We start from the raw sequence: 26857 nt of genomic DNA, 5'->3' as shown, positions 1-26857 counted from the left end.
GGGCTTTTGATTATCGGGGCCGCGCTGCGCCAACAAGTGTCGCGCGGCCCCGATATCGTGTCAGGCGGGAAGCAGCACGCCGTCGATGACGTGGATCACGCCGTTCGACTGAAGAACGTCGGCGGGGCCGATCTTCGCCGTGCCACCCTTGGCGTCGCTCACATACCAGCTGCCATCCTTCTCCCAGACGGTGAGCTTGGCACCCTGCACCGTGGTAAGCATGGCCTTGCCGCCATTGGCTTTGGCCTGCGCGGCAATATCGGTCGCGGTCAGGCGGCCCGGCACGACATGATAGGTAAGGATGCCCGTCAGCATCGCCTTGTTCTCGGGCTTGAGCAGCGTGTCGACGGTGCCGGCGGGAAGCTTGGCAAAGGCAGCGTTGGTGGGCGCAAAGACCGTGAACGGGCCTGCCCCCGAAAGGGTCTCGGCGAGGCCGGCGGCCTTGACCGCCGTGACGAGTGTCGTGTGGTCCTTCGAATTGGCGGCATTTTCGACGATGGTGTTGGTCTCGTACATCGCGGCGCCGCCGACCATCGGGTTCTTGGCGGCCGCGATGCCGCCCGCGAGCGCAAGCGCTGCTGCGGCGAGCGAAAGAGAGATACGGGAAATAGCCATTGGTCATTCCTTTTTAAATGTTCGTCCCGGGGGGATAGGACGGGCATGAAATTAGGCGCGCCGCGCCGCCGGGGCGACCTGTCCTTTGGGGCGGGTTATCCGGCCCGCCCTCCGCGGCCCTTCGCCGCTAGCGATAACGGCAGTTCTCCCTCCCATCAGCTGCAGGCAAACCCGCGGCAGGCTGGACCATCGACGCAGCCGGGCGAGAAGGAGGCTTCCATGCCGTTTGAGGGGTCGTTCGAAGACCGGCTGGCGCTTCGCGACCTGCTCCATGCCTACGCCGACGCGGTCAACCGTGCCGACAGCGAGGCTTGGGCGGCGACCTGGGATCAAGGCGGCCTATGGTCGCTTCCCGGTTTCGGGATCTTCGAGGGCAAGGCGAAGATCGTCGATACCTGGCGCGCGGCGATGCGCGCCTTTCCCGACATCGTCTTTCGCGCCTGGCCCGGATCGATCGAGGTCCATGGCGAGACCGCGGCCATTCGGTCCTACACCGAGGAAATCTTCTTGCGCGACGGCGCCCTTCACCGGACCCTTGGCATCTATGACGACGTCTGCCGCCGGATCGACGGCCGGTGGCTGTTTGCAGAGCGGCGGTTTCGGCCGTTGCCTCAGCTTTCAAAAGGTGAGGTGCAGGCATGAAGATACTGATCCAGGCGGTCATCGATATCGATCCCGAGACGCGCGGGGAGGCGCTGGCGGGTGCGCGCGGCTGGATCGCAGGCGCAATTAAGCAGCCGGGCTGTCTCGCTTACGCCTGGACCCTCGATCCGCATGTGGCGACGCGCATCCACGTGTTCGAGGAATGGGACGGCGAAGCGGCGCTCGCAGCGCATCTGGCCGGGCCGCAATACAGGGGAATGCTGGGGCATATCGGCGCGTTTGGTGTACGTTCCTCCTCAAGCCGCAAGTTCGGTGTGTCACGCGAAGGCCCTGTTTACAACGGCCACGGCGTGGCAAGCGCCGCCTTCGACTAGCTTGGTGATCCTCGTTCGCTAGCTGCGTAGCGCTTCCCAGGCAGCGAGGGCGCGCGCCCGCGCCGCTTCGTGACCGACAAGCGGTGGCGGATACTTTGGTACCCGCACATCCTGTCCATGGGCCGCGACGATCTCGGCGTCCGACAGATGCGCAAGCTCCGGCACATATGTGCGGACATAATCCCCCATCGTAAACCGCTCGCTCTGGAGCAGCGGCGACATGATGCGCGAGAAGACCGGCGCGTCGACGCCGGTGCCCGCAACATATTGCCAGTTCATCGCGTTCGAGGCGAGATCGGCGTCGAGCAGCGTGTCCCAGAACCAGCGCTCCCCGCGGCGCCAGTCGATCAGCAGATGTTTGACGAGGAAGGAGGCGGTGACCATCCGGACCCGGTTGTGCATCCATCCCGTATTCCAGAGCTCGCGCATGCCCGCGTCGACGATAGGATATCCGGTCCGTCCCCGGGTCCAGGCAGTGAAGTCCCGGTCGGCTTCGGAGCCGCTCCGCCAGCCGAAATCATCGAAGGTGGGTCGCCCGTTCCGATCGCCATAATCGGGCATCTGGTCGACGAGATTGATGCCATGTTCGCGCCAGCCGAGTTCCGACCGAAAGGTTTCGGCGCCCGCATCGTCGCGCTCGCCGAGCGCATGCCAGATCGACCGAGGGCTGATCTCGCCGAAATGAAGATGCGGCGACAGCCGCGATGTCGCGGGGAGCGAGGGAAAATCGCGGCGGGCCTGATAATCGCCGGCAAGCGGCAGCCAGTCGCGCAGCGCGCGCCATGCGCCCTTCTCGCCGGGGCGCCAGTCGCCAAATCCTCTGGCCCAGTCGGGGCTGGTCGGGGTCAGACCCCAATCGGCAAGATTGTCCGACGCCGGCCAGACGCTAGGCGCCGGAATATGGTCGGGCGCCGCATAGGGAAGGGCAGGCGGCATGCGCCCCAGAAGCGCGCGATACCAAGGCGTGAAAACGCGGTAGCGGGCGCCTTGCGCATTGGTGATACTCTCGGGCGGCGCAAGATAATTGCCGTCGTGGAGCTGCAGCTCAAGCCTGGCGTCCAGCGCTTCTTCGCAGTGCCGCCACCAGGGCTCGTAGCAGCGGGTCGCGTGGACCCTTGCGCTCCCGGCTTCCGCCGCGAAGCGTTCAAGCATTTCAGCGGCAGGGCCGCGGCGCAGGACGAGCCGGCTGCCGCGTTTGCGAAGGCTCGCATCGAGCGCGGCGAGGCTGCGATGGAGCCACCAGCGCTGCGCGCCGCCGATCGCGCGTGTTCCGGGGCTCGCGTCGTCCAATATGTAGAGCGGAATGACCGGACCTTCGGCGATCGCCGCGAGAAGCGCCGGATGGTCGGTGGTGCGGAGGTCCTGACGAAGCCACAAGATGGCGGGGGGCATGGCGGCGGTTCCCTTTTTGGCGGCCTGTGGGTGCGGGCGATCGCGGGGTTCTTCATCTGGCAGGATCCGACCCCGCAAAATATGACCTTTCGGGAAGTCCAGGCAATGAAGAGCTGCTTTGCGAGCGCGAGCAAGGGGAAGGTTGGGAGATGAGCAATCACCGCCGCCGCCGCGGCCAGGCGCGGGTCGCACGGCGCTGGCAGCCGGCAGAACCGGAATGTCCGTGCGATCAGCCGGGCATGACAGCACCTGCCGCGTCATCGGGCCCGGAGAATATTCGGTCGCGTGCGCCCGGATCGCGGGCTGCCGCAGTTCTGATGCCGAAGTCGTCGAGAATGAGGCTCGCCGTCGCCTTCGCGCTCGCGACGACCCCCGGAATGCCCGCGCCGGGATGGGTGCCAGCACCGGTAAAATAGAGGTTCTCGATGCGCGCGTCGCGATTGTGCCCACGAAAATAGGCGCTCTGCAGCAGCGTGGGTGTGAGGCTGAAGGCGCTGCCGAGATGCGCGGCGAGATCCTGTTCGAAGTCCGGCGGCGCATATTGGATTTGCGTGACGATCCGCGCGCCAAGGTCCGGGATCAGGCGCCGCTCGATCTCGGCGATGATGCGCTTCGCCAATCTGGGTCCTTCGACCTCCCAGTCGAGCGGGGCGTGGCCGCGATGGGGAACCGGAGCGAGCGCGTAGAAGCTGCTGTGACCCGCGGGCGCGACGTCCGGATCCGTTGCGCTCGGATGATGAAGGTAGAGCGAGAAATCCTCGGCGAGCGTCCCGTTCCGATAGATGTCGTCGAGAAGGCCGCGATAGCGCGGACCGAACAATATCATATGATGAGGTATGGCGGGGAAGGTACCGCGAACCCCCAGATGGAGGACGAAAAGGCTCGGCGACCAGCTCTTGCGCGCAAGGCGCTTCGCCTCGCGCGCCCCGCGCGGATGCGCGAGCAGGTCGCGGTAGCTGTGCATGAGATCGGCGTTCGAGGCGACAAGATCGGCGCTTGCGGTAAACCCGCTCCGCGTCACGATGCCCGTGACCCGGTCGCCCTTAGTTTCGATGCGGGCGACCGGATCGCCGAGCCTCAGCGTGCCGCCGAGGCGCGCGAACAGCGCGGCCATGCCGGCGACGAGCCGGTTGGTGCCGCCGCGCGCATACCAGACGCCGCCATCCTGCTCGAGTTTGTGGATGAGCGCATAGATGCTGCTCGTCGCCATCGGGTTGCCGCCAACAAGCAAGGTGTGGAAGGATAGAGCCTCGCGCAGCTTCTCGCTCCGAACATAGCTCGCGACGGTTTTATAGACCGAGCGCCAGGCCCGGTGCCGCAGGAGCGCGGGTGCCGCCTTCAGCATCGAGCGGAAATCGAGGAAGGGCACGGCGCCGAGCTTCACATAGCCTTCCTCGTAAACCGACGCGGAATAGCGAAGAAATCGCTCATATCCCGCCACGTCGGCGGGATCGAGCGCGGCGATCTGACGGGCGAGCGCCTCCTTGTCATTGCCATAATCGAAGGTCGATCCGTCGGGCCAGCTCAGCCGATAAAAGGGCGACACCGGGACGAGGTCGACATCGCGCTCGAGCCGCTGGCCGCTCAGCTCCCAGAGCTCGGCGAGGCAGGCCGGGTCGGTGATCACCGTTGGCCCGGCATCGAAGGTGAAACCATCCTTCTCAAAGACATAGGCGCGGCCGCCCGGCCGGTCGCGCGCTTCGACGAGCAGCGTATCGAGGCCCGCCGACTGGAGACGGATGGCCAGCGCAAGGCCGCCGATGCCGGCTCCGATCACGATCGCGCGCGTCATCGCGGCGCCTCTGCCGCAATCGCCGCGCCGAGTACATGGCCCGACAGCCACGCATATTCGGCAAAGCCGTGATAGAGCCAGTCTCCGCAAGCGCCGAGGCCTATGGCAGGGTTCCAGAGCAGCTTCAGATCCTGTCCCGAGGGCTGCGAGAATAGCCAGCGATGGGCCGCGATATGGCTTGGGGTTGGCAAGTCGCGTCCGGCGATCTTTCCCAGCTCGGCGAGAAGCGCTGGCGCCACGCTCGCGCTGTCGGAGGCGAGGTGCGTCTGCGACCAGGTCCAGTCGGCTTGCACGACCCACCGCTCGCCCGGCGCGCGGCCGGGCTTCGCGCTGTCGCGCGCGGCGGTCACGATGGCACCCGAGCCGCGGAGGAAATCGGGGAGCTCCTCGATCCGCTCCTCAAAGGCGAACATTGCGGTCCAGCATGGGTTATAGCGCGCCGCCATTGCGGCGCGCGCCATCTCGAAATCATGCAGCGACAGAAGCGGAGCCGCCTGTTCGGCCGGAATGGCGATTACTGCCGCATCATATTTGCCGAGCCGTTTTGCCTCGCTGTGTAGCGTCCAGCCGGCACGCGATTTGGTCAGGGCCGTGACCGGTCGCGACAGGCGGACATCGAGATCGCTCGCGAGCGATTTCAGCGGCGCGGTCATTGTCGGCGTGCCGACCCAGCTGTCCGCGCCCGCGGCCGGCCAACGCGCCGCGAGGCCTGCCTTCTCCCAAGCAGCGAGCAGCCTGGTAAAGCCTTCCGAGCGCGCCGTGAAATGCGTGGCGCCATGATCGAATGCGACCCCCGGAGTGCCCGTATCCGCGCGGCGGGTCGCGAGGCGGCCGCCGAGGCCGCGGGATTTGTCAAAGAGTGTCGCCTCAATCCCGGCGTCGTGCAGCCGCCGTGCACAGGCGAGCCCCGCAATGCCGGCTCCGATGATCGCGACCCGCATCAGACCATGGCCTCGCGGTCACCAAGGGGGCTCGCACAATGTCCTACGCCCGCCCGTAGGCATGACTGTGCCGTCAATCTGCTGGGCGTCATACGTAATTTTTCCGGTTCGTCGCAATTGTCATCGACGCAGGCTTGCATGAGCGAGGGGAAGTGTCGCAACATGTCCCTTGGGGCACCCAGGGGAGAGCAGGCAGATACTATGTCATTGAAGACAATGATCGCGGCCAGCCCGATCGCCGCGGTGATCAGCGACCCGCGTCTGCCTGACAATCCGATCGTCGAGTGCAACGCTGCCTTCTCGGCGCTCACCGGCTATGGGTCGGACGAAATTCTTGGACGCAATTGCCGCTTTCTCGCCGGGCAGGGCACCGAGCCCGAACTGACCGAGACCTTGCGCGCCGCCATCCGGGAGCAGAGGCCGGCGCTCGTCGAGATCCTCAACTACCGGAAAGACGGAACGCCCTTCCGCAATGCCGTGCTGGTCGCGCCAATCTTTGGCCCCGGCGGCACTCTCGAATATTTTCTCGGCTCGCAAATCGAGGTCGACGAGACCGGCGAGGCGGTTGGAGGACGGAGCACGCGAGCGCGCGCCCATATTGAGGCGCTCTCGCCGAGGCAGCGCGAGGTGTTGAAGCTGATGGCGAGCGGACAGCTCAACAAGCAGATTGCCTTCACGCTGTCGCTGTCGGAGCGGACGATCAAGATGCACCGCGCTGCGCTGCTGCGCGCGCTCGGCGTCGAGACCACGGCCGATGCGATCCGGCTCGCGGTCGAGGCCGGCTTCTAGGCACCGCTCCAGCTTCCCTTTGAGGCATATGGGATATCGCGCCGCCGCCGTTTAAGCTTCAGGCAGCCGGACCGGCTTTGTGGCCGTGAGGAGCAGGCATTTGAACGGCAAGCGCGCCTTGGTGATCGGAAGTGGCGGCGGTATCGGCGCCGCGCTTGTCGAGCAACTTGTCGCATCGGGCCGATTTGACCGCATCTATGCCGGGACCAGGCGGCCCGATGCTTCGCGTCATCCCGATGTGACAACGCTGACGATCGACATATTGGACGACGGCACGCTTGCCGAGGCAGGTCGCCAAATTGCCCAGGATGGCGCGCTCGACTTGTTGATCGTGGCGACGGGGCTGCTGCATCGCGGGGCTGAGATCCGTCCTGAAAAGAGCCTTCGGCAGCTCGATGCATCGGTTATGGCCGAAGTATTCGCGGTCAACAGCATCGGGCCCGCGCTCGCCGCAAAGCATTTTCTTCCACTGCTCGGCCGAAGACACCGGGCCGTCGCCATATTTCTTTCTGCTCGCGTTGGTTCGATTGCGGATAACAGACTTGGCGGATGGCACAGCTACCGCGCTTCCAAGGCGGCGCTCAATGCTCTGGTGCGATGCTTCGCGATAGAGCTCGGCCGCAGCAATCCGGAAGCGATAGTCGCGGCACTGCACCCCGGAACAGTCGACACGCCGCTCTCGGAGCCGTTTCAGGCGCGAGTAGCTGAATCATCGCTCTTTAGTGCGAATAATAGCGCGATGCACATTCTAGGCGTCATCGATCAGCTATCGTCAACGGATAGCGGCGGGTTCTACGGCTGGGATAGAAGGCCTATCCCGTATTGACGAGCCAGCAGGCGCTTCAAGAGGCTCCGCCTCTTTGCCTGTCCGCTTTAGCGAATATTGTGCCAGAAGCAGACCGACGGCAAGCGGCCAAGCGGCGCCGCAAGAAACGCAGTTCGTTCGATGACAGCGAAATGCCGTCGCGCTATATCTGGAAAATCGGAGGCGGCGAGCAGCGCAGTTTATAGCGCACCCTTACACAGCGGCATCGAAGCAGCGTTGCGGCTGGGCGAGCAACACGTATGTATGAGCGCATTCAAGCCATGATTTCGCGAATCCGGTGCGCGAGCGCGTCCATCCCAAAAGGCTTGGTAATGAGCGCCATGTTAGGCGCGAGCCTCCCGCTTCCGATGACAGCATTCTCCGCATAGCCCGTGATGAAAAGAATTTTAAGGCTAGGGCAGAGGCTGAGAGCGGCATCGGCTATCTGCCGTCCGTTCATGCCGCCAGGTAGACCGACGTCGGTGATCAGAAGATCGATGACCTCCTTTGCCTGCAGGATCCGCATCGCGCTCGGCCCGTCGAACGCCTCGAGAACCTGATAGCCCAATTCCTCGGCCACTTCGGCGACGAGCATGCGGATCGTCGGCTCATCGTCGACGACCAACACATTGCCGCGTGCCGGCGCGGAGCCATCGATCGATGTTGGCGCGGGCGGATCGGAATCGACGGTTTCTGGTTCCTCAACGCTCATGTAGCGGGGAAGATAGATGCACATGGTCGTACCCATCCCGACCTCGCTGTAGATACGAACCTGTCCCCCCGATTGACGAGCAAACCCGTAAATCATCGACAGGCCGAGGCCTGTTCCTTCGCCAAGTGGCTTGGTCGTGAAGAAGGGATCGAAAGCGCGCGCGGCGACATCGTCGGTCATGCCCGTCCCGGTGTCGGTCACGCAGAGGGACACATATTGGCCGGGTTCGAGATCGCGTTCTCTTGCGCCGCGTCCGTCGAGCCATTTATTAGCCGTCTCGATCGTGATCCGTCCGCCCTCGGGCATCGCGTCGCGCGCGTTGATGCACAGGTTAAGAATGGCGTTCTCGAGCTGATTGGTGTCCACCAGCGTCGTCCACAATCCCGCCTTGCCTACCGTCTCCACCGTGATCGAGGGGCCCACCGTTCGGCGCACCAATTCCTCGATGTCGAAGATCAGCCGGTTCACGTCGCACGGCTTGGGATCGAGCGTCTGACGGCGCGAGAAGGCGAGTAGGCGGTGCGTGAGCGCAGCGGCACGCCGGACCGCGCCCTGCGCGGCAACCGAATATTTGTCGATCTCGGCGACGCGCCCCTGAGCGATGCGAACCTGCATCATTTCGAGCGACCCCGAAATGCCGGTCAGCAGATTATTGAAGTCATGCGCGATGCCGCCCGTGAGCTGGCCGACAGCTTCCATCTTCTGCGATTGCCGGAGCGCCTCTTCGGCACGGTCACGCTCCGCCGCGGTTTCTTTCACTTCTTCAACCAGCCGCGTGCGCTCCTGCTGAAGCCGGCGCTCTACCGCTTTGCGAGCCGATACATCAAGCATTGCGCCCACCATCCGGATCGGCGCGCCATCTTCACCGCGAATGACATAGCCTCTGTCGAGAATGTCGGCGAAGCTGCCGTCCGCACGGCGAAAGCGATATTCGTCGGTCCAGTCGCTCGCGCCTCCGTCGATCACATGATGGATGCTCGCATCGATCCGCGCGCGGTCTTCAGCGTGGATCTGCCCAAGCCACCATTCGCCGGTGGGCACGACGTCGTCGGGACCGTGGCCGTAAGCGCTTTCGAGAGCGGCGTTCCACGTCACATGATTGGTCCGAAAATCCCAGTCCCAGATCGCATCGTTCGTCGCGCGTCCCGCGAGACGAAGGCGCTCCTCGACCTCGCGCAGCTTTGCGCTGGCCTCGCGGTCGCGCGTGACGTCCTGCACGGTGCCGATGAGCCGAACAGGCTCTCGGCCGTCGAAAAAGGCGAGGCCTTGGGCACGAATGTGACGAAGAACCCCGTCTTCGATGCCGACCGTGCGATACTCGACATCGAACCGGTGACTTCCATCGGGATCGAGCGCCGCGGCGACGGCGCGGTCTGCGCGCTCGCGATCATCGGGGTGAAGGCCGGCGAGAAATGCGCTTTCGTAGCTGACCGGAACTCCCGGTGACATCCCGAAGAGTGCACGGCACCGGTCATCCCAGGATAGACTCATCTCGCGCGGGCGATAATCATAACGACCAAGCTCGGCGGCGCGTGTCGCGAGCTCGAGTTCTTAGCGACTGGCCTTGAGCGCCGCGTCGCTGCGCGCACGATCGACCGCCTCGCGAATGCGAAGCGCGACATCCTCGACGAGCGCGATTTCGCCCGTCGTCCATGCGTGCGGCGCGTCCTTTTCGACGTAAAGCACCGATTCCAGCACGCCTTCGCGTGTCATGGGACAGAGAATCTCTGCCGCAATATCGTGCCGCGAATGGTCATCTGATTTGTGTCCCGTCGTGACTACGGTGTCACCTTTGGCGAGCTCGCCGTTCGTCGCCCCCTGCAATCGTGAAACCTCGCCGCTGCGCGACGCGCCGTCTTTCGTCCATTCAGACGCGATTCTCATGCCGGCCTCGCCGGCGTTCGAAGCGAATCCGCACCGTGCCGCGCCGAGATGGGTGCCGAGCCGCGTGGCCGCTGCCGCGAGGATCGCCACGGGGTCCGCGAGATCGCGCAGCTCTGTAAGCAGGGCGAGTTGAAATGCCTGACGCTCGAGCAATTCCTCGCGACTTAGCTGATCGGATCGTGGCATGCGTCTCCCGTTCGCATGGGACGATCCGCCACCTTGGCCGACCCTTGACAATTTCCCCGCGGATGAACGTTATAGGGACGATTTCGTTCCGGTAAGAGCCACGCCACTTTGCAACAAAATCCGCACGGGGGCGTATGGGGTATCACGATGAGCCGCCCGCTAAGCGGGCGAAATGGAGGCTGTTGACCGCGTGACAGATCATGAGGAGCTCGACGCCGGAGCGAGCGGGACCGAACCTTCGGCTGGGGCCACTCTTGGCGATCATCGACGCGAAACCACGCTGACCCATTCTGGCCTCGACGAGCGAAGCAATATCTTCTTCGCCGCAATCGAGATGACCAGGATGCCGATGATCCTGACCGATCCGAACATTGCCGATAATCCGATCGTCTTCGCGAACAAGGCCTTCCTCGATCTGACCGGCTATGAAGAGACCGAGGTTCTCGGGCGGAACTGCCGTTTCCTGCAAGGGCCGCAAACCGATCGCGAGCTTGTCGCGGACCTCCGGTCTGCAGTCGCGAACCGCCAGTCGATCGCCCTCGAGATATTGAACTACAAGCGCGATGGGACGCCGTTCTGGAATGCGGTCTTTATCGGACCGGTTTATGACACTGGCGGCAAGCTTCTGCATTTCTTCGCAAGCCAGCTCGATGTGACGCGGCGGCGAGAGAGCGAACAGGCGTCGCAGCAGGCCCAAAAGATGGAGGCAATCGGTCAGCTCACCGCCGGGCTCGCGCATGATTTCAACAATCTGCTTCAGGTCGTGAACGGTAATCTCGAATTGCTCGGGACCCGGATCGAGGATGAAAAACAACGAACCTATCTAGCGCGTGCGCGCGGGGCAGCGGAGCGCGGCGCCAAACTCACGGGCCAGCTCCTCGCGTTTGCGCGCAAGACGAGGCTGACGCCCAGGGCTGTCGATGTGAACGATTGCATCAATGGCTTCGCCGACATGCTTGAGGCTTCGCTCGGCGGCCGCATCGAACTGCACCTGTCGCTCCGGCGCGGCCTTCCAAAGGCGGTCGTCGATCCCGAGCAGCTCGAAATGGCGATCCTCAATATTGCGCTAAACGCGCGCGACGCCATGCCGGGAGGCGGCGTCCTGACGATTGCAACGGCGAAGGTCCATCTGAACGGCGATGCACCGGCCCGGGGACTCTCTCCGGGTGACTATATCTCGGTCGAGCTCGTCGACGAGGGCGAAGGCATGGCGCAGCATGTGATCGCGCGGGCGGTGGAGCCGTTTTTCACGACCAAGGCTACCGGGAAGGGGACAGGGCTGGGCCTTGCAATGGCGAGCGGCTTCGTTCTGCAATCGCGGGGACGGCTCGAAATCGAGAGCGAGGTCGGCAAGGGCACCACCGTTCGCATTCTTTTCCCCGTCTCGACATCTGACGAACCCGAATTGTCGGTTGCGGGTCCGAAAAAGTCTTTCGAACGCGGCGAGGCCCATATTCTCCTGGTCGAAGACGATGCCGAAGTCCGTGCGCTGGCGCGCGAAAATCTCGAAGATGCAGGATATCGGGTGACGGTCGCCGAAAATGGCGACGCAGGGCTCAAGGCATTTGAGCACCTGCTTGCCACCGACATGGTGGATCTTGTCTTCACCGACTTGGTGATGCCCGGAAACCTGGATGGCATTGCGCTCGCGGAAGCAGTCCGGCGGCTCGCGCCTCAAGTGCCCGTGTTGATGACCACGGGCTATAACGAGGACTTAGTCGTAGAAGGACCACTTCGCAGCGAGCGTGACGTGCTTGGCAAACCCTATCGCCGGGCCGACCTGCTCGATCGCATCGCACAGGCGCTGGCGCACAGGGATGAAAATTCTGCTCGGCGACGCCCGTCTGACTTCGGTGCTGCCGAGGAATGATCGTTTCAATCGCCCGGTGGGTAAACGGCCTGTTGCACTTCAGAAACCAAGCCCCCGGTCTCGGTCAATGCCTCAACGGCTGACGTTGCGACCTCGCACCCAAGCGCACTTGCAGCGTCGCACCTGTAAATTGTCCAGACCGCGGGACCGTCGCTGACCATTCTCGCCAACGAAGCCGGAGCTGCAATCTGCCGCAACGGACCTAATGGCAGCTCCTTGCATTCTGATGCCATCAGCAGACTGTCTCCTGTCGGCCACAACGAACGATTTGCCGAAAAAGAACACCCGCCCGATCGAAATCGGACGGGCGTAAGATGAAGAGCTGAGTTTCCTGAAAGGAAGAGCTCTCTTGGGTCGCATGGCGCGCCTAGCTTCGCTGGTAGACCTGATATTGTACCGCGACGCCAAAAAGGTAGCAGCTCTCGCGCCTCAGGGCTTGACCGCAACCGGAAGACGGAATGGTGCGCCAAGCCTGTTGAAGGCGTTCATCGCCGCGATCGCGATCGTCAGGTCCACGAGGTCTTTCGGCTCGAATGCCTCGGCTGCTGCTGAATAGGCCTCGTCGGAAGCGTGGGTCTCGCTGACACGCGTGACTTCCTCCGCCCAGGCCAAAGCCGCGCGATATTGGTCTGGGAACAGATGCGGGACTTCATGCCACACCGGAAGCAGCGCGATCTTGTCGATCGGCATGGTCTTGAGAAGGTCCCGGGTATGCAGATCGATGCAGTGAGCGCATCCGTTGATCTGCGAGACCCGGAGGAAGACGAGGTGAATCAGTTCTTCAGGCAGGGCCGTGCTGGTGGTGACATAATGGTGCACACCGTAAAGCGCCTTCGCTCCAGCGGGAGCCACTTCGGACCAATTCAACCGGTTCATCTGATCTTCCTTTCTTCCTGAGCCAAAATCGGCGTCACCATGCCTGACGAGCGGGATTCTTCCGCTGTGACATCCCGCGCAAAAAATGCCGGTGGACCGAATGCTGTCGAATGGGATCGGAAGAAAGGTCCGAGATTGATCTAGCGCAGTGTACCGATCAGGCCGCGCCAAGAAACGAGGGGCCACGGCATTGTCGTACTGCGACGGAATGTCCGCATATCTGGAATTGGAGTTGAAAGCCGCCCGACCCAATCGGCCATTCCAATCGCCAACCGGCAAGCGCCAAAAAAGACGCCCGCGCGGCCGAAACCGTGCGGGCGTCAGATGAAGATCTCGGTTTCCTGAAAGGACGAGGTCTCCTGGGTCGCACGGCGCAGATAATGTCGAGGGCCGGGTAATTATTGTACCGCTGCGCCAAAAGAGCTGCCCTGGCGCGCATTGGACGTCGACCACCGGTTGCTTCAGATAGGAACCGTTCGGTAGGCAATCGGCCGCTCATGCGGTTTGTTCAGCCGGTGTTCGGCTGCGCGCCGCTACGTCCGGTGCCTGATTGAAGGAGACGGGTCATGAAAGAATATATCGCCGCTGCGGTCCTCGCTGCGCTCGCCGTTCCCGCCGGCCCGGCGCTGGCGGATCCGCCGCCCTGGGCGCCGGCGCACGGCAAGCGCGCCAAGGATCGTGGCCTCTATGACGGATATGGGCGCTATTACGAGCCTCGCCGCATTTCGCACAATGATCGCATTTGGCGGAGCAAGGATGGCCGCTACCACTGCCGCCGCGAGAATGGCACGACCGGATTGATCATTGGCGCCGCCGTCGGTGCGCTCGTCGGGCGCGAACTCGATGGCGGGCGTGATCGCACGGTCGGCACGATCATCGGCGCGGCCGGCGGCGGGCTGCTCGGGCGGGCTATCGATCGCGGCGAACTGAAATGCCGCTGATGTGAAAGGACGGCGCGAGAGGGACCAGTCTGCTCGCGCCGTCCCCTTGGACACCGCACGCAGTGGGGGTGCGGGCGGTGACGAAGAATCTATCCGACAGTCTGATCCCGCGGGCGAGGTGCCTTCGTCACGCGCAGACCGGCTATGCCCGCGCGGTCGATAGTGCGGCGCCACGATTCCAGCTCTTCGCCGCTGAGGCGGTATCTTGCGCAGGCGTCGGCCAGCCCGATCAGTCCGCCATCGATCGCGGCAAGCAACTCCGCCTTGCGGCGCGCGACCCAATAGCCTGCCGTCGATGAAGGCAGGTCGTCGATTGTCAGCGGCCCGACCGGCCCGGCGACCGATGTCGGCCTCGTCGTAAATTCGAGCACTGCGAACTCTCCATTCGCTCGGCTGCTGCCGTATGAGTGCCCCCCGCGGCAAAAATGCGGTTTCGAGGTTAACAAAGGGTTGCGGAGGAGCATTGGATGCGGCCAACCGTTCGCCGCTCATGGGAGGCAACGGGCCAAATTGTGTGTCAAAGGGAGCGCTGTGGTCCTCCCAACGATCGCCGCTATTGCCAGTCTGGGCGGAATGCTGCAGCCTCAATTCTGTAACGGGGGAAAACAGATGCGAACTGCGAATATGATGGTGGCGTTGGCGCTGATGGCAGTCCCGGCGCAGGCTCAGACGGTACCTGACTTGCCGGCAAATCCGGTCAAGGCGATCGATGGCGAATGGTACGGCGTTGACCACAAGATCAAGCTGTCCGTGGCGAATGGCGTTGTGACTATCGTGGAGAATGACACCGCTGATCCCTACCTCAAGAAGATCGCGGCACCTGCTGGAACCGTCATCGCTCGCATCGCGGGCGTGGAATCGACCGGACCCAAGTCGGCACGGTTCGTCGGCCAATGCCTCGAATTGATCGACACCTCGCGGTCGGACAACATAGCTTGTCCTACGCATGCTTTCGTGCAGTCGGCAGCCTACGGCGGCAAGCCGGGATTGACGATTAATTTCTGGACCGCCGCTTTCCTTCGCAAGGGCAATATTCCCGAGTATCAATGGCAATATCGCAAGTGAGCGATAAAGGAAGCGAAGGCTAATCGCTGCGCAGCAAAACGATAGCGCTCACGTCAAATCCGGCCTGATTTTTTTGCACGGGAGTTCTCGCCGCAAAACAGGCGAATCAGCTTGCTCCAATGAAAGGTTTCCGATTTTTTTGTTCCGCCGGCCGGGGTGCGAGAAGCGGGCGCGGGTGAGGGAACTAGGGCAGTAAAATGATGGGGGGTCGGTGATGAGAATGGATGCGCCGCGGCCGGGCGGGATAAAGGCTCACCTTGTGAGGCATCAGGCGAAGCGAGGCGCGACCCATTGCCGGCATGTCATCGCCGGGTTCCTCCTCGCGGTCATCGGCCCTTCCGTGGCAGTCGGTGCTTCCGTGCCTCCAGCCGTTGACGTCAGCCAGGCCGACAGGGATGCTGCTGCCGCTCGGATTGCAGCGCAAGCGATCGACGCGGGTCACCCCGCCGAAGCGGCGGGCATCCTAGAAACGCTGGTCGCACCGCGTCACCATATGCTCTCTATCCTGCCCGAGTGGCATCGTGATCTCGCGCGCGCCTATGCCGCGCTCGGCCTGGTCGATGGCGCCGCTGGCCAGTATCGGCTCGCCTTGGCTGCCGCGCCCGACAACGAAGCGGTCTCTCTTGGCGACGAGCTTGCGGCGATCCTTGCCAAGGAAGGGAGCGCAGACATCGTGCCGGACACACTGGGTCCGAACGGCGCCAAATATTTCGATCTCCATTGGGTCGACCGCGGCAACGCGACGCTCGATTTCGCGGCCGCCTTCACGCTGCCGCAGGACGATGCCGACGGCGCGGCGTTTACAACGGCGACCTATCGTGCCGACTGTCTTACGCTCAAGTCGCAGCTGCTCGGGGGCGCCGCCTTCTCGAGTTCAGGCGCGAAGCTGCGGTCGTTCGGCGAGAGTGAGGCCGCGAAGCCGGCTAACGACCTTGCGGACCATAGTCTGAGAATGATCTGCCGTCGCGATCCGGCCCAGCAGGTGAAGCATGTGCCCGCAATCGACGGCCGCACGCTGCTCGCGCGCTACCGCGCGCAACGCGCGCAGCGGACCGCTTCGGCGCCATCCGGCGGCGAGCGCGGCGCCCACGAGGCCGCCTGCCGCGCGCATGTGGAAATGTTCGTCGGGCAGCTCGCCGCCGAGGGACAGGTATCGGGGCCGAGCTGGCAGGTGCGCGACTGGTGGGACATCCGGACGGAAGATTTCTCCGAGGGACGCCGCGCCGCGGCCACGTCGGCGGTCACCGCGCTCGCTCGCGCCGACCCGGGCGCCGCACGCGCTTTCCAGCAGGCCTGCGTGCAAGAAGCGCTGTCGGGCGGAGCCGTCCCCGGAATGTAGCCGTTTGCCGCTGCTGGGCTTGCACATATCGGTTTTACGAGCACTGCGGGTGTTCGAAAAAGTGCTTTGGCGCCCGAGGCGGCGATCGCGAGGCCGGTGAGGCGCAGCGATCTTGCTTGCGTCCTTCGCGCGCCGCGGTAGGTCGGTCAGGGGTCGCGCTAGGGCAGGGGGCGTGCAATTGATCCGGTATAAATCATGGTTGCTCTTCGGGGCGCTTGCCTTGGCCGCGCCCGAGGTGTCCGCCAAGCTTTCCGTCGACCCCGTTCCCGCGAGTGCCGAGCTGAACGATGCGCTCGCCGCCAAACGCTATGACGAAGCGATGACTTTGGCACGCCGCGAGCATGAAGCTTGCGCCGCGGGCAAAGGGTCCGATCCTTGCGTCGGACTGCTCGCCTTGCAAAGCGATGCGCTGACCGCCTGGGCGGTGGATCATGGTGATTTCGATCGCGACGAAAAGGGCGAAGGTATGGCCCTTCGCACCGCGCGCCTCCTCCACGCCCAGGTGAACAGGCTAAAGGGCTTCGATGGGCCGATCTTCGCGTCGGCGTTCGGCAACCTCGGTGAAATGCTGTCGCTCTACGGCCGGCCGGTAGAAGGCGAGCAGTATTTGCGGGACGGGCTGCGATACAACATCGTGCGGGCAATGGAGTTCCAGGGAACCGAGCGGCTCTCCGATGCGGCGCTCCGCACATCGCTCCTGCGGCTGACCCGCAACCTTGCGCTGCAGGGCCGCAATGAGGAGGCGCGCGGTTATCTCGCTGCCGCCGATAGCCTGCTCTCGACGTTGGCCATGATGGGCTCCCCCGAAGCTAAACGCGCGCTCCCCGATTTTCTGGCAGTTGCGGCGCTGGTGCCGGGCGAAGCGAGCGGTGGCGCTGCGGATTATGTCGAGGCGGCGGCCGGGTATGAATGGGAACGCGAGCACAACGGTGAGGGATGGGACCCCGATGACTGGGCGGCAGTCCGGGGTCGCCTCGCCCGCGACGAGATCGCTTTTCTCGCGCGGAGCGGGAACATGGCAAAGGCGGTGGCGCGCTTCGATGCCGAGCCGGACCTGCTCCGCGGCGGGCGAGGCGCGTCGCGTCTCGAATTTCTCACCCGGCTCGGCGCTGCGCTCGTCGCTGAGGGGCGCGCTAACGAAGGTGCCCCGATTCTCGCCGAGGCAATGCCGGTCGTCGATACGACTTGGGACAGGAGCGACGACCGGCGCATCGATGCGCATGCGGCGCGCGGCGCCGCCATCCTCGCGCTCGATCCAGGGCAGCACGCCGATGCCGCGGCCGAATATCGGAAGGCTGTCTCAGGCGCGGTGGCGCGGGTCGAGGCGGCCGACACAACCGAGGGGCTTGTTCGCGCCGTCCGGCGCTACCGTCCCGTCTTTGAGGGACTGCTCGGCGCCCTTCCTCCCGAAGCGGCAAGCTCGCTCACGCGCGGAGAAGCGTTCGAGGCGGCCCAATGGTCGTCGATCGGCGAGACCGCGGCGACACTCGCCAAGGTTTCGGCACGCACATCGCGCAGCGACGGTCCGGTCGCGGAAAAGGAGCGGTTCCGCGAGGAGGTGCGCGCGAGCGTTGCGTCGCTCAACCGCGAGATCGCGCAATGGCTATCGGTTCCCGGCAGCCCCGATACCGATCGCGAGTTGCTCGGAAAATTCTATTTGCGCGACGTTGATGCCGTGATGGACGAGATGTCGACGGAGGAGATCGCCGCGATCGACCCCGCCTATGATCAGCTCGTCAAGCCTCGGCCGATCGCCGCCGAACGAGTGCAGGCGCTGCTCGACAAGGACGAAGCCGTTCTTTTCTTCCTTTCTGACGAGCGCGGCACGTCGGTCTTCGTTCTGACGCGCTCGGGATTTACATGGCATCGGTCGGCCCTGACCCGCGATGCCTTGGCGAAGAGCGTTGAGCGGCTGCGTGGTCAGATCAAGCGCGACCTTCGCGAGCGCTGGGCCGGGAGCGTCGACAATTTCGACGAACAGCTCGCGCACAGCCTGTATCTCGAGCTCATTGCGCCCATCGAAACGTCCCTCGGCGGCGCAACACGTCTGATGACCGTGACGCCAGTTCCGCTGAGCAGCCTGCCGTTGACCTTGCTCGTCACAGCCGGCGCCGACACGCAGAAGCCGCAATTTCTGATTGATCGTTACGAGATTTCGACGCTGCCGTCGGTTTCAAGCCTTTACTCGTTGCGTTGCCTGCTTCGGCCTGCGGGTGATCGCCCGGCCGGTTGCGGCCCTGGACCCGGACGCAATCGTCCGCCATCGCAGACGATCCTGTTCGCTGCGGGCGATCCGGCGCTCAAGGGTCATTCAGGCGACGACCGGGGTATCGTGGAATATTCGGAACTGTTCCAGCGTGGCATAGCGGACCCGGCCCGGATCATGGCGATGCCTTCGCTTCCAGGCACGCGCCGCGAGATCGAGGGCGTGCGATCGATGTTCGATCCTGGACAGACTATTGCTCTTATGGGCTCCGCGGCGACCGAGGGATCGGTCAAGTCGAATCCCGGGCTGGCCAATGCACGCTATGTCCTCTTTTCGACGCACGGTCTGCTGGCGAGCGAGACGGGGCTCGATGGCGAGCCGGGTCTCGTCTTCACGCCGCCATTAGCGGGGGCGCAGTCCGACAGGGACGATGGTCTTCTCACCGCCTCGGAAGCCGCGCAACTGAAGCTCGCAGCGGATATCGTCGTACTGTCGGCGTGCAACACGGCAAGTTCGAACGGCAGCGCCGAAGCGGACGGGCTGTCGGGCTTGGCGCAGTCTTTCTTTTATGCTGGCGCGGGTTCGCTTCTGGTGTCGCATTGGCCGCTCGACGATGAGGCCGGGGCCGAAATCGTCACGCATCTCTTTGCAGGCATCGAAAAGCATCCCGGCGCTCCGGGGGCTGCGTTCCGGCAGGCGATACTGGCGCTTCGTGCAAAAGACGATACCTCGTCTCCGGCGGTTTGGGCGCCGCTCGTGTTTGTCGGGACCACCGACCGGGGCGTGCGGTAGCGGGAGTTCGGGTGCTCGCAGTGCGTTATGAGTTCAGGTCGCCCTCCAAACGTCCGCTGAGAGCAAATTTGGTCTTGAATCCGCCCGTCTGCTACCGGCCAGGTCAAGCGTCGGCGCTGGCTCGCAGCGAACAGGTGGCTGAATGGGATGGCAAGCGGATGCAACAGTCGGCTGCTCAAGAGCGAGTTAGTCTCGTTCCAGAAAAATAGCCTCCGGTATCTCTTGGGCCGGCCACAGAGCGCCATAACTAATCATATTCATCAGAGCGATCTGGTCTTGGTCGAAATGGAACGAGTAATAAGCGTGGACCGTGACGAACGGATTGCACTCATTCTCGGGCGTGGCTTCAATTCCTCGTGCACGCGCGATCACCAGATCGCCCACTGGCGTGGCTTCCAGCAGTTGGAACGGTTGCGGAGCGGGCCACCGAAAACTGGCCCGTCGCATGCTCTCGGTCGAGCGCTCGATTTCTTCGAACGACCCCGCTTGACCGATCTTCTCAAAAAACCTTTCGACGAGTCTCAAACGTTTTTCTTGCGCCTGCTTATCAAATACAGGGTCTGGGCGAGGCGATGATATCTGACAAGACATTGCCGTTCCCGGCATAAACGTGGCGCACGCCACCGCTGTGATTGCCTTCCGCCTGCCGATCATCGGTCGCTCCCCAAACATATAGTGGAGGATACATACAAAGCAGGTGTCCGCAATCGGTCGCTTCCGGTCGTGGCTATCCGGCGCGCCGCGGATGTCCGCCTCTCTCCGTCTCCCGCCAAAACCGGACCGTTCTTAAATGGCCACAAGCGGTTGACGCGCCAAAGAGCGCTTGCTGATTGTCTCGTAGCATGTGCGGGTCAAGGCAGCAGGATAAGAGGTCGGACGGCTCGCGCGATCGACCTGCTCAGCCGGGATAAGGCGATTCCCTCAATAGTCGGGCAAGATGCGTGGCATTAGCGGCCACCATTTTGGCGGTCTCGGTTACTTTGCTGGGGCGATGCTGAAGGTCCTTGAAATCGACTGAACCCATCGCCTCACCGACCCAGTAGCAGGCGGCCACGGCGGGAATCGTCCATCCCACATCGTTCAGCGCCTGAAAGATTTGCGACGAAGCATTATGCGCGCCGTCTTCATTGCCGACGATCGCGGCAACAGCCACTTTCGAAAAGCTTGGCATCCGCCCCTTGTCGTCGGTCTCCGACAGGAAGGCATCCATTCGTTCCATCACAAGCTTGGCGACGCTTGATGCTTGACCCATCCAGATCGGTGTGCCGAAGATGAGAATATCGGAGGCGAGGATCGCCTCGGCCATTCGTCGCCAGCACCCTCGTTCGAGGTGACACCCCATTTGATGCTGTGCGCGGCGATACGGATGGGCTTGCCGACACGAACGCCTTCCGCCTCGAAATGTTCGGTAAGCACCGCGAGCATGGCATCGGTCGAGCTCGTGCGGCCACGGGCCGACAGCGAGCAATTGATCGCGGTAGCGGTAATCGGGCCATATCGTCTCCTTTACCCCGCCGGGGTGAAGCGCGCGCCGGTCGCGGTTGGTTCCGATGTTATACTGGCGGGGTACTCAAAATGACGATGAGCGTCTGCTCTCGACGCGCCATGGGCGAGTTCCGACAGGGAATTCATGTTGAAAATATCGGTGCCGCCGAGCGCGGGCAGCAAGAAGGGGCCGCCAAAGCGGCCCCTTCCTGTCGGCTTGCCGGGTCAATCGAGCTTGGGACTGACGACGCCCGAGCTGTAGCGCAGATTGTTCTGCACATGTTTGACGCCCGTGACGTCGTCGGCGACATCTTCGGCGCGGCGCTTCGACCGGCGATCCTCGACCGTGCCGGAGAGCGTGACTTCGCCATCTGCGACGCTGACCTCGATCTCGGAGGCGTCGATCCAGACATCCTCGGTAAGACGGTCGTTCACGTCCTCGCGGATGCGCTCGTCGGAGCGGATATAGCTTTTGGGACCGCGGCCGCGGTGATCGAGTTCCCGGCGACGGCGCGCGTCGCGATCGCCGAACCAGGAAAGCACTTCGTCGCCGGCGCGGTCGAGGAAGCCGCGTTCGCCCGGGTCATAATCGGGGCTGCGCGTCCGCGGATATTGGCCGTAAGGCGAATAGCCCTCGACCGGGAGATAGCCGAACTCGCTCGGCCAGTAGTTACCGCCGCGCGAACGATCCTCGCCTCGGGCTTCGCCGGCAGCATCGTAATAGGCGTCGCGGCGGGGCGTGCGGTCGTAACGGGGCCAATCGGAGCGCTCAGCGCTGCGGACCGGCCGGCGATAGTCGCCCGCGCGCTCATCCTCCCAATTATCGCGGCGATATTCCTGCTCGCGATAGGCGCGGCGCGGGCGGCGCTGCTCGCGCTCGTCTTCCTCGATCGCCACATAAGCGCGCGAGGCATCCTCCGCGCGGCCGCGGTTGTAGCGACCCGGCGATGCGCCGGTGTCGGGGCTGCTGTTGTCGCTATAATCCCAGAGCGGGGTGCGGTCGTCGAACCTGTCCATGATCCATCTCCATTTGTTGAGGGTGGCGGGCAGGTTGCCGGGAAGGGAGGCAACCCCCCGTCCCGCCGAACCGACGCATGGAGTGGGGGCAAGTTCCCGAACTGGGCGCAATATGTCGCCCTGCGACGTCAACGCATCGACGAATGTGACCCGATCTCTCCAATGGGCGGCTGGCGTCGCCGGCATGCCGAATTCTCATGTAGAATCAAATCTGGAAAGGATCATACCCAGTGGGCCGCGCGTGCTTTGCGTCCGTCGAACTTGCCGCTGGGGAACCGGATCTCTCCAACGCATCTTTCCAAAGCCTTCCCAGCTCGACGTCGATCCAGTCGGCTGCAAAAGGATCGAGGCCAGAGCCGGGATAAAGGCAAAACTCGCCGAAAAGCGGTTGGCAGTCGATTTCGTAAAATCGACCCGAACGAAGGCTAGGTTCCCGGCAAGCGTCTCTGCAGCTTGCAGCATCGCCCCGAGGGAGGAGGGTCTGGAAGGTCGATCGGCGGCAGGCACGAGCTGCCGCCAGTTGCGGTCATGCAATATCCAGCGGTGACGGACACCGCGCCCCAAATGTACCTGGACGTGCGTCGCGACACCGCCAAAGACGTAGATCTTGTAGTCGATGGGGAGAGGACGTGCGCCGCCGAGCAACGGCTCGGCGAAAACGCCACGCGGCACTTTGCGATATGCCCATTCGTCGAGCCAGCGGCCGTACTCCCGGCGCTGCCACCGGCGCGCGGCTCGCTGGACCTGCTTCCAGCGTTCGCAATCCGGAAACGTCTCCAGGATTTGATACTGGTTACACCCATGACGCGCCTTGACGATTGATGGGAGGGCGAACGGAATGAAGCGCGGCAGCATCTGGCCCTGCCAGAGCGTCGGTACGATCCAGTTTGCACCGAGTTGCTCCGAGGCCAAGCGTTTTGCCTCAAGTTTATCCAGCAGCGTCGTTTGCAACGGTGACCGATCATTCAATTTGCGGAGCTGGACGAGCTCGGTGAAGCGCGTCGGATTGAGCAAGTCGGGCAGGCGTCGATGACGCAAGGCGTAGAGAAGGGCAATCCGGTGCGCGGCTATCGAGGAGCCGACATTGTCCACTTTCGCTGGGTCTTCCGAGGCGCGCGAGAGTTTCATGCCATGTCGGTCTCACGGCTGAACGACGTGTGGCCGCTATCGCGGAAGCTCGGCCGACCCAGGTTTATTTCGCGGCAAAGCTGCATGCGGATACGAACGACCCGGCGCAGAAAACGCTCCCGGCAATATCATCGACCGACCTCCGATCATCCAGGCAGCGCTCAGGCGCTCGGGTGCGACCAACCGGTGAGGAACGCGTGATCGCGCGCACCGCTGCGGATCGCGTGCAGCATCGCACGTCTCAACCTCGGATCTTCATGAACGGGCAAAGGAAGATTGCTACCGGTCAGCCGATTCGAGCGAAGGGGGGAGGGAAAGACCCCGGCGTGACTATGCCGAAACACAAAAAATGCTGACCGTGTATCCGATGATTCGATTGCAGCATCCGCTTGCCTCAAACATCAGGCGTGTAGCATACTCCGACGGCCAAACTGAGCGATATGTCGTTGAGCCGGATATGCGCGCCGATATTCGGACAACGTAGGGGAGCGGCCCGGACGACGATTGGATGCGTACGCCGACGGCAATTCGACTGAGACGTGGGATCGAACAGCCGCGGCGATACGCGAAGCGATGCACATGGCGGCGGCAGACCGACCGATCACCGTCGAAGCCCGTGCGCCGTTGAAATGCAGTTGGCGAAGAAAGGTTGCAAAGATGGGCCGCACGGTCGCCGCCATTCTGGAAAATTGTCGAGGCTGCCCTCAACGCGATCACGGCCTCAGGCCTCGGTGCGGCCATTACCGATAGACGAGGACGGAGAGCCGCGCGCGCGGGCACGGGCGGGAACGACGATAGCCGCGGCGCATTGGTCATGAAACAGCAAAGGAGCTTTCCGATGACCAAGGACAATATACTCGCCGGCTGCAGGATCCTGATCATAGCGGCAGATGGCTTCGAACAATCCGAGCTTGAAGTGCCACTTCAGCGTCTGGAGGACGCGGGCGCGGAGGTCGAAATCGCATCGATCGACGATGATGATATTACCGGCTGGGACGAAGACGATTGGGGCGACGAGGTCGAAGTCGATCTCAAGATCGCCGACGTCGACACCGACCGTTATGACGCGCTCGTCCTGCCGGGCGGCCAGATCAATCCCGACTTGCTGCGGGTCGAGGATAAGGCGATCTCGATCATCCGGGCCTTCTCAGGTGCTGGCAAGCCGGTTGCCGCGATTTGCCATGCGCCGTGGCTTCTCGTCGAAGCCGGGCTCGCATCGGGCAAGCGGATGACGAGCTACAAGTCGATCCGCACCGATGTTGCCAATGCCGGCGCGCAGGTGGTCGATGAGAGCGTCGTGGTCGACGGCAATATCATCACCAGTCGCTGTCCCGACGACCTGCCCGACTTTTGCGATGCGATCGTCGCAGCGGTGGCCGACCGGAGGGCGCGGGCGTAGCTGCGCCGAGCTCAATACGGGACTGTTGAATTGTGAAAAGGCGATCGCGTGCGCGAACGGCGATTCTTGCGATAAGCTGTTGAAAGCGGCGGGAACTCGCTGCTTTATGGCGCGTCGCTTCAAACCCTACCGCCCAGGCAGTTTGGAAAGAGGATGACCCACATGGGACAGAACAACCAGCAGGGCGGCCAACCCGATCGCAATCCGAACGAGAACCCCGGCCAGCAGGAACAGCAGGATCAGCAGCGACGCCAGCCCGGTCGGGACAATGACCAGGACCAGAGCAACCAGGTCGGCCGCGACGACGAGGACCGTCAGAACCGCCGACGTCGGAAAGAAGAGTGACGCCGAGGCGTCGTCTCGGGGCAGGGCCGCACTTCGATGCGGTCCGGCCTTTTTCTATTCCCCGGTTGCGCCCATTCCAGGTGCAACCTTCCCAGCACTTTGGCATTCTCCCTTCATCGATCGCGGACAGCGGAATGGGAAGGAGAGGCCCGTGCGAACGATTGAGATATGGCCCGACGAAATCGAGGGCGGCGACACCGAGCGAGAGGGTGTCTTCTACGCGACTATGCGCTTCATCGACAGGGAAGCCGAAACAGCCGTCGTGATCTATCTGCAACCCGAGATCGAGCGAGGCATGATCGCCGATCTTTACGGCTGGGCGCAAAGCCGCGGCATGACCGGCCGAACGAACTGATTAGGAAGCATGGGTTGGCAAGCGGTCGCCCGCCTGGATCGGAGCGCCCCTTGGCGGCCACCTTTTCAATGCGGAGAAGTCGTTCGATGCAAGTCAGTCAGCACGGCGTTCCAGAATGCGATCTCTTCGTCATTGCCCCGGTCGCGCGACCATTGCACCTGCCTGGAGACGATGAAGTCGGCCTGTTTGCCATGCCGCAGCTTGATCTCCGACACACAATTTCGAATGTTATGACCTCCGAACGGCATTGCCGATCTCCTTGATGCTCCGCATAGAAACAGGGCAGGTGAGGGCGGCGGTTTCCCGCCGCCCTCGATATGTCAGAAGTCCATCGCCGGCATCGGCGCGGCCTTCTCCTCCTTCGGCAGCTCGGCGACGAGCGCCTCGGTAGTGATCAGCAGCGACGCGACCGACGCGGCATCCTGCAGCGCGGTGCGTACGACCTTGGCGGGGTCGATCACGCCTGCCTTGACGAGGTCCTGATACTCGCCAGTGGCGGCGTTGAAGCCCCAGCTATACTCCTCGCTTTCGAGGAGCTTGCCAACGATCCACGCGCCGTCCTCGCCGGCATTGTCGGCGATCTGACGCGCCGGGGCGCGGAGCGCGCGGCGGACGATGTCGATGCCTGACTGCTGGTCGTCGTTCGCGGCTTTCAGGCCTTCGAGCGCTTTCAGCGACCGGAGCAGCGCGATGCCGCCGCCCGGAAGAATGCCTTCTTCCACGGCCGCGCGTGTCGCATGGAGCGCGTCGTCGACACGGTCCTTCTTCTCCTTGACCTCGACCTCGGTCGCGCCGCCGACACGGATCACCGCGACACCGCCCGCGAGCTTGGCGAGCCGCTCCTGCAGCTTCTCGCGGTCGTAATCGCTTGTCGTGGTCTCGATCTGCTGGCGGATCTGCGCGACGCGGCCGTCGATATCCGACTTCGCGCCGACGCCGTCGACGATCGTCGTATTATCCTTGTCGATGACGACCTTCTTCGCGCGCCCGAGCATGTTGATCGTGACGCTCTCGAGCTTGATCCCGAGTTCCTCGCTGACGACATTGCCGCCGGTGAGCACGGCGATATCCTCGAGCATCGCCTTGCGGCGATCGCCAAAGCCCGGCGCTTTCACTGCCGCGACCTTGAGCCCGCCGCGCAGGCGATTGACGACGAGGGTTGCGAGCGCGTCGCCCTCAACATCCTCGGCGATGATGAGCAATGGCCGGCCCGACTGGACGACGCTCTCGAGGAGCGGCAGCATCGCCTGCAGGTTCGAGAGCTTCTTCTCGTGGATCAGAATGTACGGATCGTCGAGCTCGACCTTCAGCTTCTCGGCATTGGTGATGAAGTAGGGCGAGAGATAGCCGCGATCGAACTGCATGCCCTCGACCGTTTCGAGCTCGGTCGCGAGGCTCTTCGCTTCCTCGACGGTGATCACGCCCTCATTGCCGACCTTCTCCATCGCCTCGGCGAGGATTTTGCCGACTTCCTCGTCGCCATTTGCCGAGATGGTCGCGACCTGCGCGATCTCGCTATTCGCCTCGACCTTCTTGGCATGCGCCTTGAGGTCCTCGACGACGGTATTCACGGCGAGATCGATGCCGCGCTTGACGTCCATCGGGTTCATGCCCGCTGCGACCGCCTTCGATCCCTCGCGGACGATCGCCTGCGCGAGAACGGTAGCGGTCGTGGTGCCGTCGCCGGCCTTGTCGTTCTGCTTCGAGGCGACCTCGCGCAGCATCTGCGCGCCCATATTCTCGAACTTGTCGGCAAGCTCGATTTCCTTGGCGACGGTGACGCCGTCCTTGGTGATGCGCGGCGCGCCAAAGCTTTTGTCGATCACGACGTTGCGGCCCTTCGGCCCCAGCGTGACCTTCACTGCATTCGCAAGCGTATCCACGCCGCGCAGCATGCGATCACGCGCGTCCGACGCAAATTTCACTTCCTTGGCAGCCATTCTTAC

General features: G+C 63.4%; 26 protein-coding genes. 12 read left to right on the top strand and 14 right to left on the bottom strand.

The features are described from left to right. Positions 1-60: 60 nt before the first annotated feature. Positions 61-615 carry a fasciclin domain-containing protein gene (locus J2X38_RS13145; protein ID WP_171013724.1) on the bottom strand — a complete coding sequence of 185 codons (555 nt, stop codon included), beginning with the start codon at positions 613-615 and terminating at the stop codon, positions 61-63. A 219-nt stretch (positions 616-834) separates the two neighbouring features. Here J2X38_RS13145 and J2X38_RS13140 point away from each other — a divergent pair, with 219 nt between their 5' ends. Both J2X38_RS13140 and J2X38_RS13135 read left to right on the top strand, forming a co-directional pair. Then, positions 835-1257, top strand: a complete 423-nt coding sequence (locus J2X38_RS13140; RefSeq protein WP_310254696.1) for a nuclear transport factor 2 family protein — start codon at positions 835-837, stop codon at positions 1255-1257. Continuing rightward, a complete protein-coding gene (locus tag J2X38_RS13135) occupies positions 1254-1592 on the top strand; it encodes a putative quinol monooxygenase (RefSeq protein WP_310254694.1) in 339 nt (112 codons plus the stop codon). The genes J2X38_RS13140 and J2X38_RS13135 overlap by 4 nt, the downstream gene beginning before the upstream one ends. 18 nt (positions 1593-1610) lie before the next feature. Here J2X38_RS13135 and J2X38_RS13130 read toward each other — a convergent pair whose 3' ends face one another. The 3 genes from J2X38_RS13130 to J2X38_RS13120 form a co-directional block, all read right to left on the bottom strand. Then, the gene (locus tag J2X38_RS13130; protein ID WP_310254692.1) at positions 1611-2984 is read right to left on the bottom strand and encodes a deoxyribodipyrimidine photo-lyase; all 1374 of its coding nucleotides are present in this window, start codon (positions 2982-2984) and stop codon (positions 1611-1613) included. A gap of 229 nt (positions 2985-3213) precedes the next feature. Then, entirely contained in the window at positions 3214-4776 is a 1563-nt protein-coding gene (locus J2X38_RS13125; RefSeq protein WP_310254691.1) for a phytoene desaturase, read from the bottom strand. Further along, entirely contained in the window at positions 4773-5717 is a 945-nt protein-coding gene (locus J2X38_RS13120; RefSeq protein ID WP_310254689.1) for an FAD-dependent oxidoreductase, read from the bottom strand. The genes J2X38_RS13125 and J2X38_RS13120 overlap by 4 nt, the downstream gene beginning before the upstream one ends. Before the next feature lie 201 nt (positions 5718-5918). Here J2X38_RS13120 and J2X38_RS13115 point away from each other — a divergent pair, with 201 nt between their 5' ends. Both J2X38_RS13115 and J2X38_RS13110 read left to right on the top strand, forming a co-directional pair. Further along, positions 5919-6506 carry a PAS domain-containing protein gene (locus J2X38_RS13115; protein WP_062179426.1) on the top strand — a complete coding sequence of 196 codons (588 nt, stop codon included), beginning with the start codon at positions 5919-5921 and terminating at the stop codon, positions 6504-6506. Positions 6507-6606: 100 nt separating this feature from the next. Continuing rightward, on the top strand, positions 6607-7332 hold the full coding sequence (locus J2X38_RS13110; protein ID WP_062179430.1) for an SDR family NAD(P)-dependent oxidoreductase: 726 nt from the start codon (positions 6607-6609) through the stop codon (positions 7330-7332). Between the two features lie 253 nt (positions 7333-7585). Here the strand turns inward: J2X38_RS13110 and J2X38_RS22970 are convergent, their stop codons facing one another. Further along, positions 7586-9472, bottom strand: coding sequence for a PAS domain-containing protein (locus J2X38_RS22970; protein ID WP_405053453.1), 1887 nt, complete (start codon positions 9470-9472; stop codon positions 7586-7588). A gap of 102 nt (positions 9473-9574) precedes the next feature. Further along, on the bottom strand, positions 9575-10060 hold the full coding sequence (locus tag J2X38_RS13095; RefSeq protein ID WP_310254685.1) for a GAF domain-containing protein: 486 nt from the start codon (positions 10058-10060) through the stop codon (positions 9575-9577). A gap of 205 nt (positions 10061-10265) precedes the next feature. Between J2X38_RS13095 and J2X38_RS13090 the strand changes: the two genes are divergently transcribed. Then, positions 10266-11963, top strand: coding sequence for a histidine kinase famiy protein (locus J2X38_RS13090; protein ID WP_310254683.1), 1698 nt, complete (start codon positions 10266-10268; stop codon positions 11961-11963). Positions 11964-12392: 429 nt separating this feature from the next. On the opposite strand, the gene J2X38_RS13085 is transcribed toward J2X38_RS13090, so the two are convergent. Continuing rightward, on the bottom strand, positions 12393-12839 hold the full coding sequence (locus J2X38_RS13085; RefSeq protein WP_056350192.1) for a carboxymuconolactone decarboxylase family protein: 447 nt from the start codon (positions 12837-12839) through the stop codon (positions 12393-12395). A 566-nt stretch (positions 12840-13405) separates the two neighbouring features. Here J2X38_RS13085 and J2X38_RS13080 point away from each other — a divergent pair. Continuing rightward, complete coding sequence (locus J2X38_RS13080; RefSeq protein WP_056350194.1) at positions 13406-13780, top strand: glycine zipper 2TM domain-containing protein; 375 nt, start codon at positions 13406-13408, stop codon at positions 13778-13780. An 89-nt stretch (positions 13781-13869) separates the two neighbouring features. Here the strand turns inward: J2X38_RS13080 and J2X38_RS13075 are convergent, their stop codons facing one another. Beyond that, the gene (locus J2X38_RS13075) at positions 13870-14151 is read right to left on the bottom strand and encodes a DUF1153 domain-containing protein (protein WP_056350196.1); all 282 of its coding nucleotides are present in this window, start codon (positions 14149-14151) and stop codon (positions 13870-13872) included. Positions 14152-14389: 238 nt separating this feature from the next. On the opposite strand from J2X38_RS13075, the gene J2X38_RS13070 reads away from it, so the two are divergent. The 3 genes from J2X38_RS13070 (at position 14390) to J2X38_RS13060 (ending at position 19182) form a co-directional block, all read left to right on the top strand. Then, on the top strand, positions 14390-14845 hold the full coding sequence (locus J2X38_RS13070) for a hypothetical protein (protein ID WP_310254677.1): 456 nt from the start codon (positions 14390-14392) through the stop codon (positions 14843-14845). A gap of 358 nt (positions 14846-15203) precedes the next feature. Then, on the top strand, positions 15204-16184 hold the full coding sequence (locus J2X38_RS13065) for a hypothetical protein (protein WP_310254676.1): 981 nt from the start codon (positions 15204-15206) through the stop codon (positions 16182-16184). Between the two features lie 172 nt (positions 16185-16356). Further along, a complete protein-coding gene (locus J2X38_RS13060) occupies positions 16357-19182 on the top strand; it encodes a CHAT domain-containing protein (protein WP_310254674.1) in 2826 nt (941 codons plus the stop codon). 186 nt (positions 19183-19368) lie between these two features. Here the strand turns inward: J2X38_RS13060 and J2X38_RS13055 are convergent, their stop codons facing one another. From J2X38_RS13055 to J2X38_RS13040, 4 genes are all read right to left on the bottom strand, one after another. Then, on the bottom strand, positions 19369-19836 hold the full coding sequence (locus J2X38_RS13055) for a hypothetical protein (RefSeq protein WP_310254672.1): 468 nt from the start codon (positions 19834-19836) through the stop codon (positions 19369-19371). A 244-nt stretch (positions 19837-20080) separates the two neighbouring features. After that, a complete protein-coding gene (locus J2X38_RS13050; protein WP_310254670.1) occupies positions 20081-20488 on the bottom strand; it encodes an NAD(P)H-dependent oxidoreductase in 408 nt (135 codons plus the stop codon). 404 nt (positions 20489-20892) lie between these two features. Next, on the bottom strand, positions 20893-21684 hold the full coding sequence (locus J2X38_RS22965) for a BON domain-containing protein (RefSeq protein WP_405053452.1): 792 nt from the start codon (positions 21682-21684) through the stop codon (positions 20893-20895). A gap of 195 nt (positions 21685-21879) precedes the next feature. Next, a complete protein-coding gene (locus J2X38_RS13040) occupies positions 21880-22812 on the bottom strand; it encodes an ATP-grasp fold amidoligase family protein (RefSeq protein ID WP_310254669.1) in 933 nt (310 codons plus the stop codon). An 838-nt stretch (positions 22813-23650) separates the two neighbouring features. Here J2X38_RS13040 and J2X38_RS13035 point away from each other — a divergent pair. The 3 genes from J2X38_RS13035 to J2X38_RS13025 all read left to right on the top strand — a co-directional run bounded on the left by J2X38_RS13035 (position 23651) and on the right by J2X38_RS13025 (position 24911). Continuing rightward, the gene (locus tag J2X38_RS13035; RefSeq protein ID WP_252170996.1) at positions 23651-24211 is read left to right on the top strand and encodes a type 1 glutamine amidotransferase domain-containing protein; all 561 of its coding nucleotides are present in this window, start codon (positions 23651-23653) and stop codon (positions 24209-24211) included. Between the two features lie 162 nt (positions 24212-24373). Continuing rightward, on the top strand, positions 24374-24556 hold the full coding sequence (locus tag J2X38_RS13030) for a hypothetical protein (RefSeq protein WP_310254666.1): 183 nt from the start codon (positions 24374-24376) through the stop codon (positions 24554-24556). Positions 24557-24707: 151 nt separating this feature from the next. Beyond that, a complete protein-coding gene (locus J2X38_RS13025; RefSeq protein ID WP_054727962.1) occupies positions 24708-24911 on the top strand; it encodes a hypothetical protein in 204 nt (67 codons plus the stop codon). A 65-nt stretch (positions 24912-24976) separates the two neighbouring features. Here J2X38_RS13025 and J2X38_RS13020 read toward each other — a convergent pair whose 3' ends face one another. Continuing rightward, positions 24977-25159 carry a hypothetical protein gene (locus J2X38_RS13020; protein ID WP_137892609.1) on the bottom strand — a complete coding sequence of 61 codons (183 nt, stop codon included), beginning with the start codon at positions 25157-25159 and terminating at the stop codon, positions 24977-24979. 72 nt (positions 25160-25231) lie between these two features. Then, entirely contained in the window at positions 25232-26851 is a 1620-nt protein-coding gene (gene groL / locus J2X38_RS13015; protein ID WP_310254662.1) for a chaperonin GroEL, read from the bottom strand. Between the last annotated feature and the right edge of the window lie 6 nt (positions 26852-26857).

The organism is Sphingopyxis sp. BE235 (assembly GCF_031457175.1).
Lineage (GTDB): Bacteria > Pseudomonadota > Alphaproteobacteria > Sphingomonadales > Sphingomonadaceae > Sphingopyxis.
This window is presented reverse-complemented; position numbering and strand designations above follow the sequence as displayed.

What these genes read in the sequence shown, in the direction of transcription:
- J2X38_RS13145 (WP_171013724.1), bottom strand. Translation starts at nt 615, where the DNA reads ATGGCTATTTCCCGTATCTCTCTTTCGCTCGCCGCAGCAGCGCTTGCG.
- J2X38_RS13140 (WP_310254696.1), top strand. Translation starts at nt 835, where the DNA reads ATGCCGTTTGAGGGGTCGTTCGAAGACCGGCTGGCGCTTCGCGACCTG.
- J2X38_RS13135 (WP_310254694.1), top strand. Translation starts at nt 1,254, where the DNA reads ATGAAGATACTGATCCAGGCGGTCATCGATATCGATCCCGAGACGCGC.
- J2X38_RS13130 (WP_310254692.1), bottom strand. Translation starts at nt 2,984, where the DNA reads ATGCCCCCCGCCATCTTGTGGCTTCGTCAGGACCTCCGCACCACCGAC.
- J2X38_RS13125 (WP_310254691.1), bottom strand. Translation starts at nt 4,776, where the DNA reads ATGACGCGCGCGATCGTGATCGGAGCCGGCATCGGCGGCCTTGCGCTG.
- J2X38_RS13120 (WP_310254689.1), bottom strand. Translation starts at nt 5,717, where the DNA reads ATGCGGGTCGCGATCATCGGAGCCGGCATTGCGGGGCTCGCCTGTGCA.
- J2X38_RS13115 (WP_062179426.1), top strand. Translation starts at nt 5,919, where the DNA reads ATGTCATTGAAGACAATGATCGCGGCCAGCCCGATCGCCGCGGTGATC.
- J2X38_RS22970 (WP_405053453.1), bottom strand. Translation starts at nt 9,472, where the DNA reads ATGTCACCGGGAGTTCCGGTCAGCTACGAAAGCGCATTTCTCGCCGGC.
- J2X38_RS13090 (WP_310254683.1), top strand. Translation starts at nt 10,266, where the DNA reads ATGGAGGCTGTTGACCGCGTGACAGATCATGAGGAGCTCGACGCCGGA.
- J2X38_RS13085 (WP_056350192.1), bottom strand. Translation starts at nt 12,839, where the DNA reads ATGAACCGGTTGAATTGGTCCGAAGTGGCTCCCGCTGGAGCGAAGGCG.
- J2X38_RS13080 (WP_056350194.1), top strand. Translation starts at nt 13,406, where the DNA reads ATGAAAGAATATATCGCCGCTGCGGTCCTCGCTGCGCTCGCCGTTCCC.
- J2X38_RS13070 (WP_310254677.1), top strand. Translation starts at nt 14,390, where the DNA reads ATGCGAACTGCGAATATGATGGTGGCGTTGGCGCTGATGGCAGTCCCG.
- J2X38_RS13055 (WP_310254672.1), bottom strand. Translation starts at nt 19,836, where the DNA reads ATGATCGGCAGGCGGAAGGCAATCACAGCGGTGGCGTGCGCCACGTTT.
- J2X38_RS13050 (WP_310254670.1), bottom strand. Translation starts at nt 20,488, where the DNA reads ATGGCCGAGGCGATCCTCGCCTCCGATATTCTCATCTTCGGCACACCG.
- J2X38_RS22965 (WP_405053452.1), bottom strand. Translation starts at nt 21,684, where the DNA reads ATGGACAGGTTCGACGACCGCACCCCGCTCTGGGATTATAGCGACAAC.
- J2X38_RS13040 (WP_310254669.1), bottom strand. Translation starts at nt 22,812, where the DNA reads ATGAAACTCTCGCGCGCCTCGGAAGACCCAGCGAAAGTGGACAATGTC.
- J2X38_RS13035 (WP_252170996.1), top strand. Translation starts at nt 23,651, where the DNA reads ATGACCAAGGACAATATACTCGCCGGCTGCAGGATCCTGATCATAGCG.
- J2X38_RS13030 (WP_310254666.1), top strand. Translation starts at nt 24,374, where the DNA reads ATGGGACAGAACAACCAGCAGGGCGGCCAACCCGATCGCAATCCGAAC.
- J2X38_RS13020 (WP_137892609.1), bottom strand. Translation starts at nt 25,159, where the DNA reads ATGCCGTTCGGAGGTCATAACATTCGAAATTGTGTGTCGGAGATCAAG.
- groL (WP_310254662.1), bottom strand. Translation starts at nt 26,851, where the DNA reads ATGGCTGCCAAGGAAGTGAAATTTGCGTCGGACGCGCGTGATCGCATG.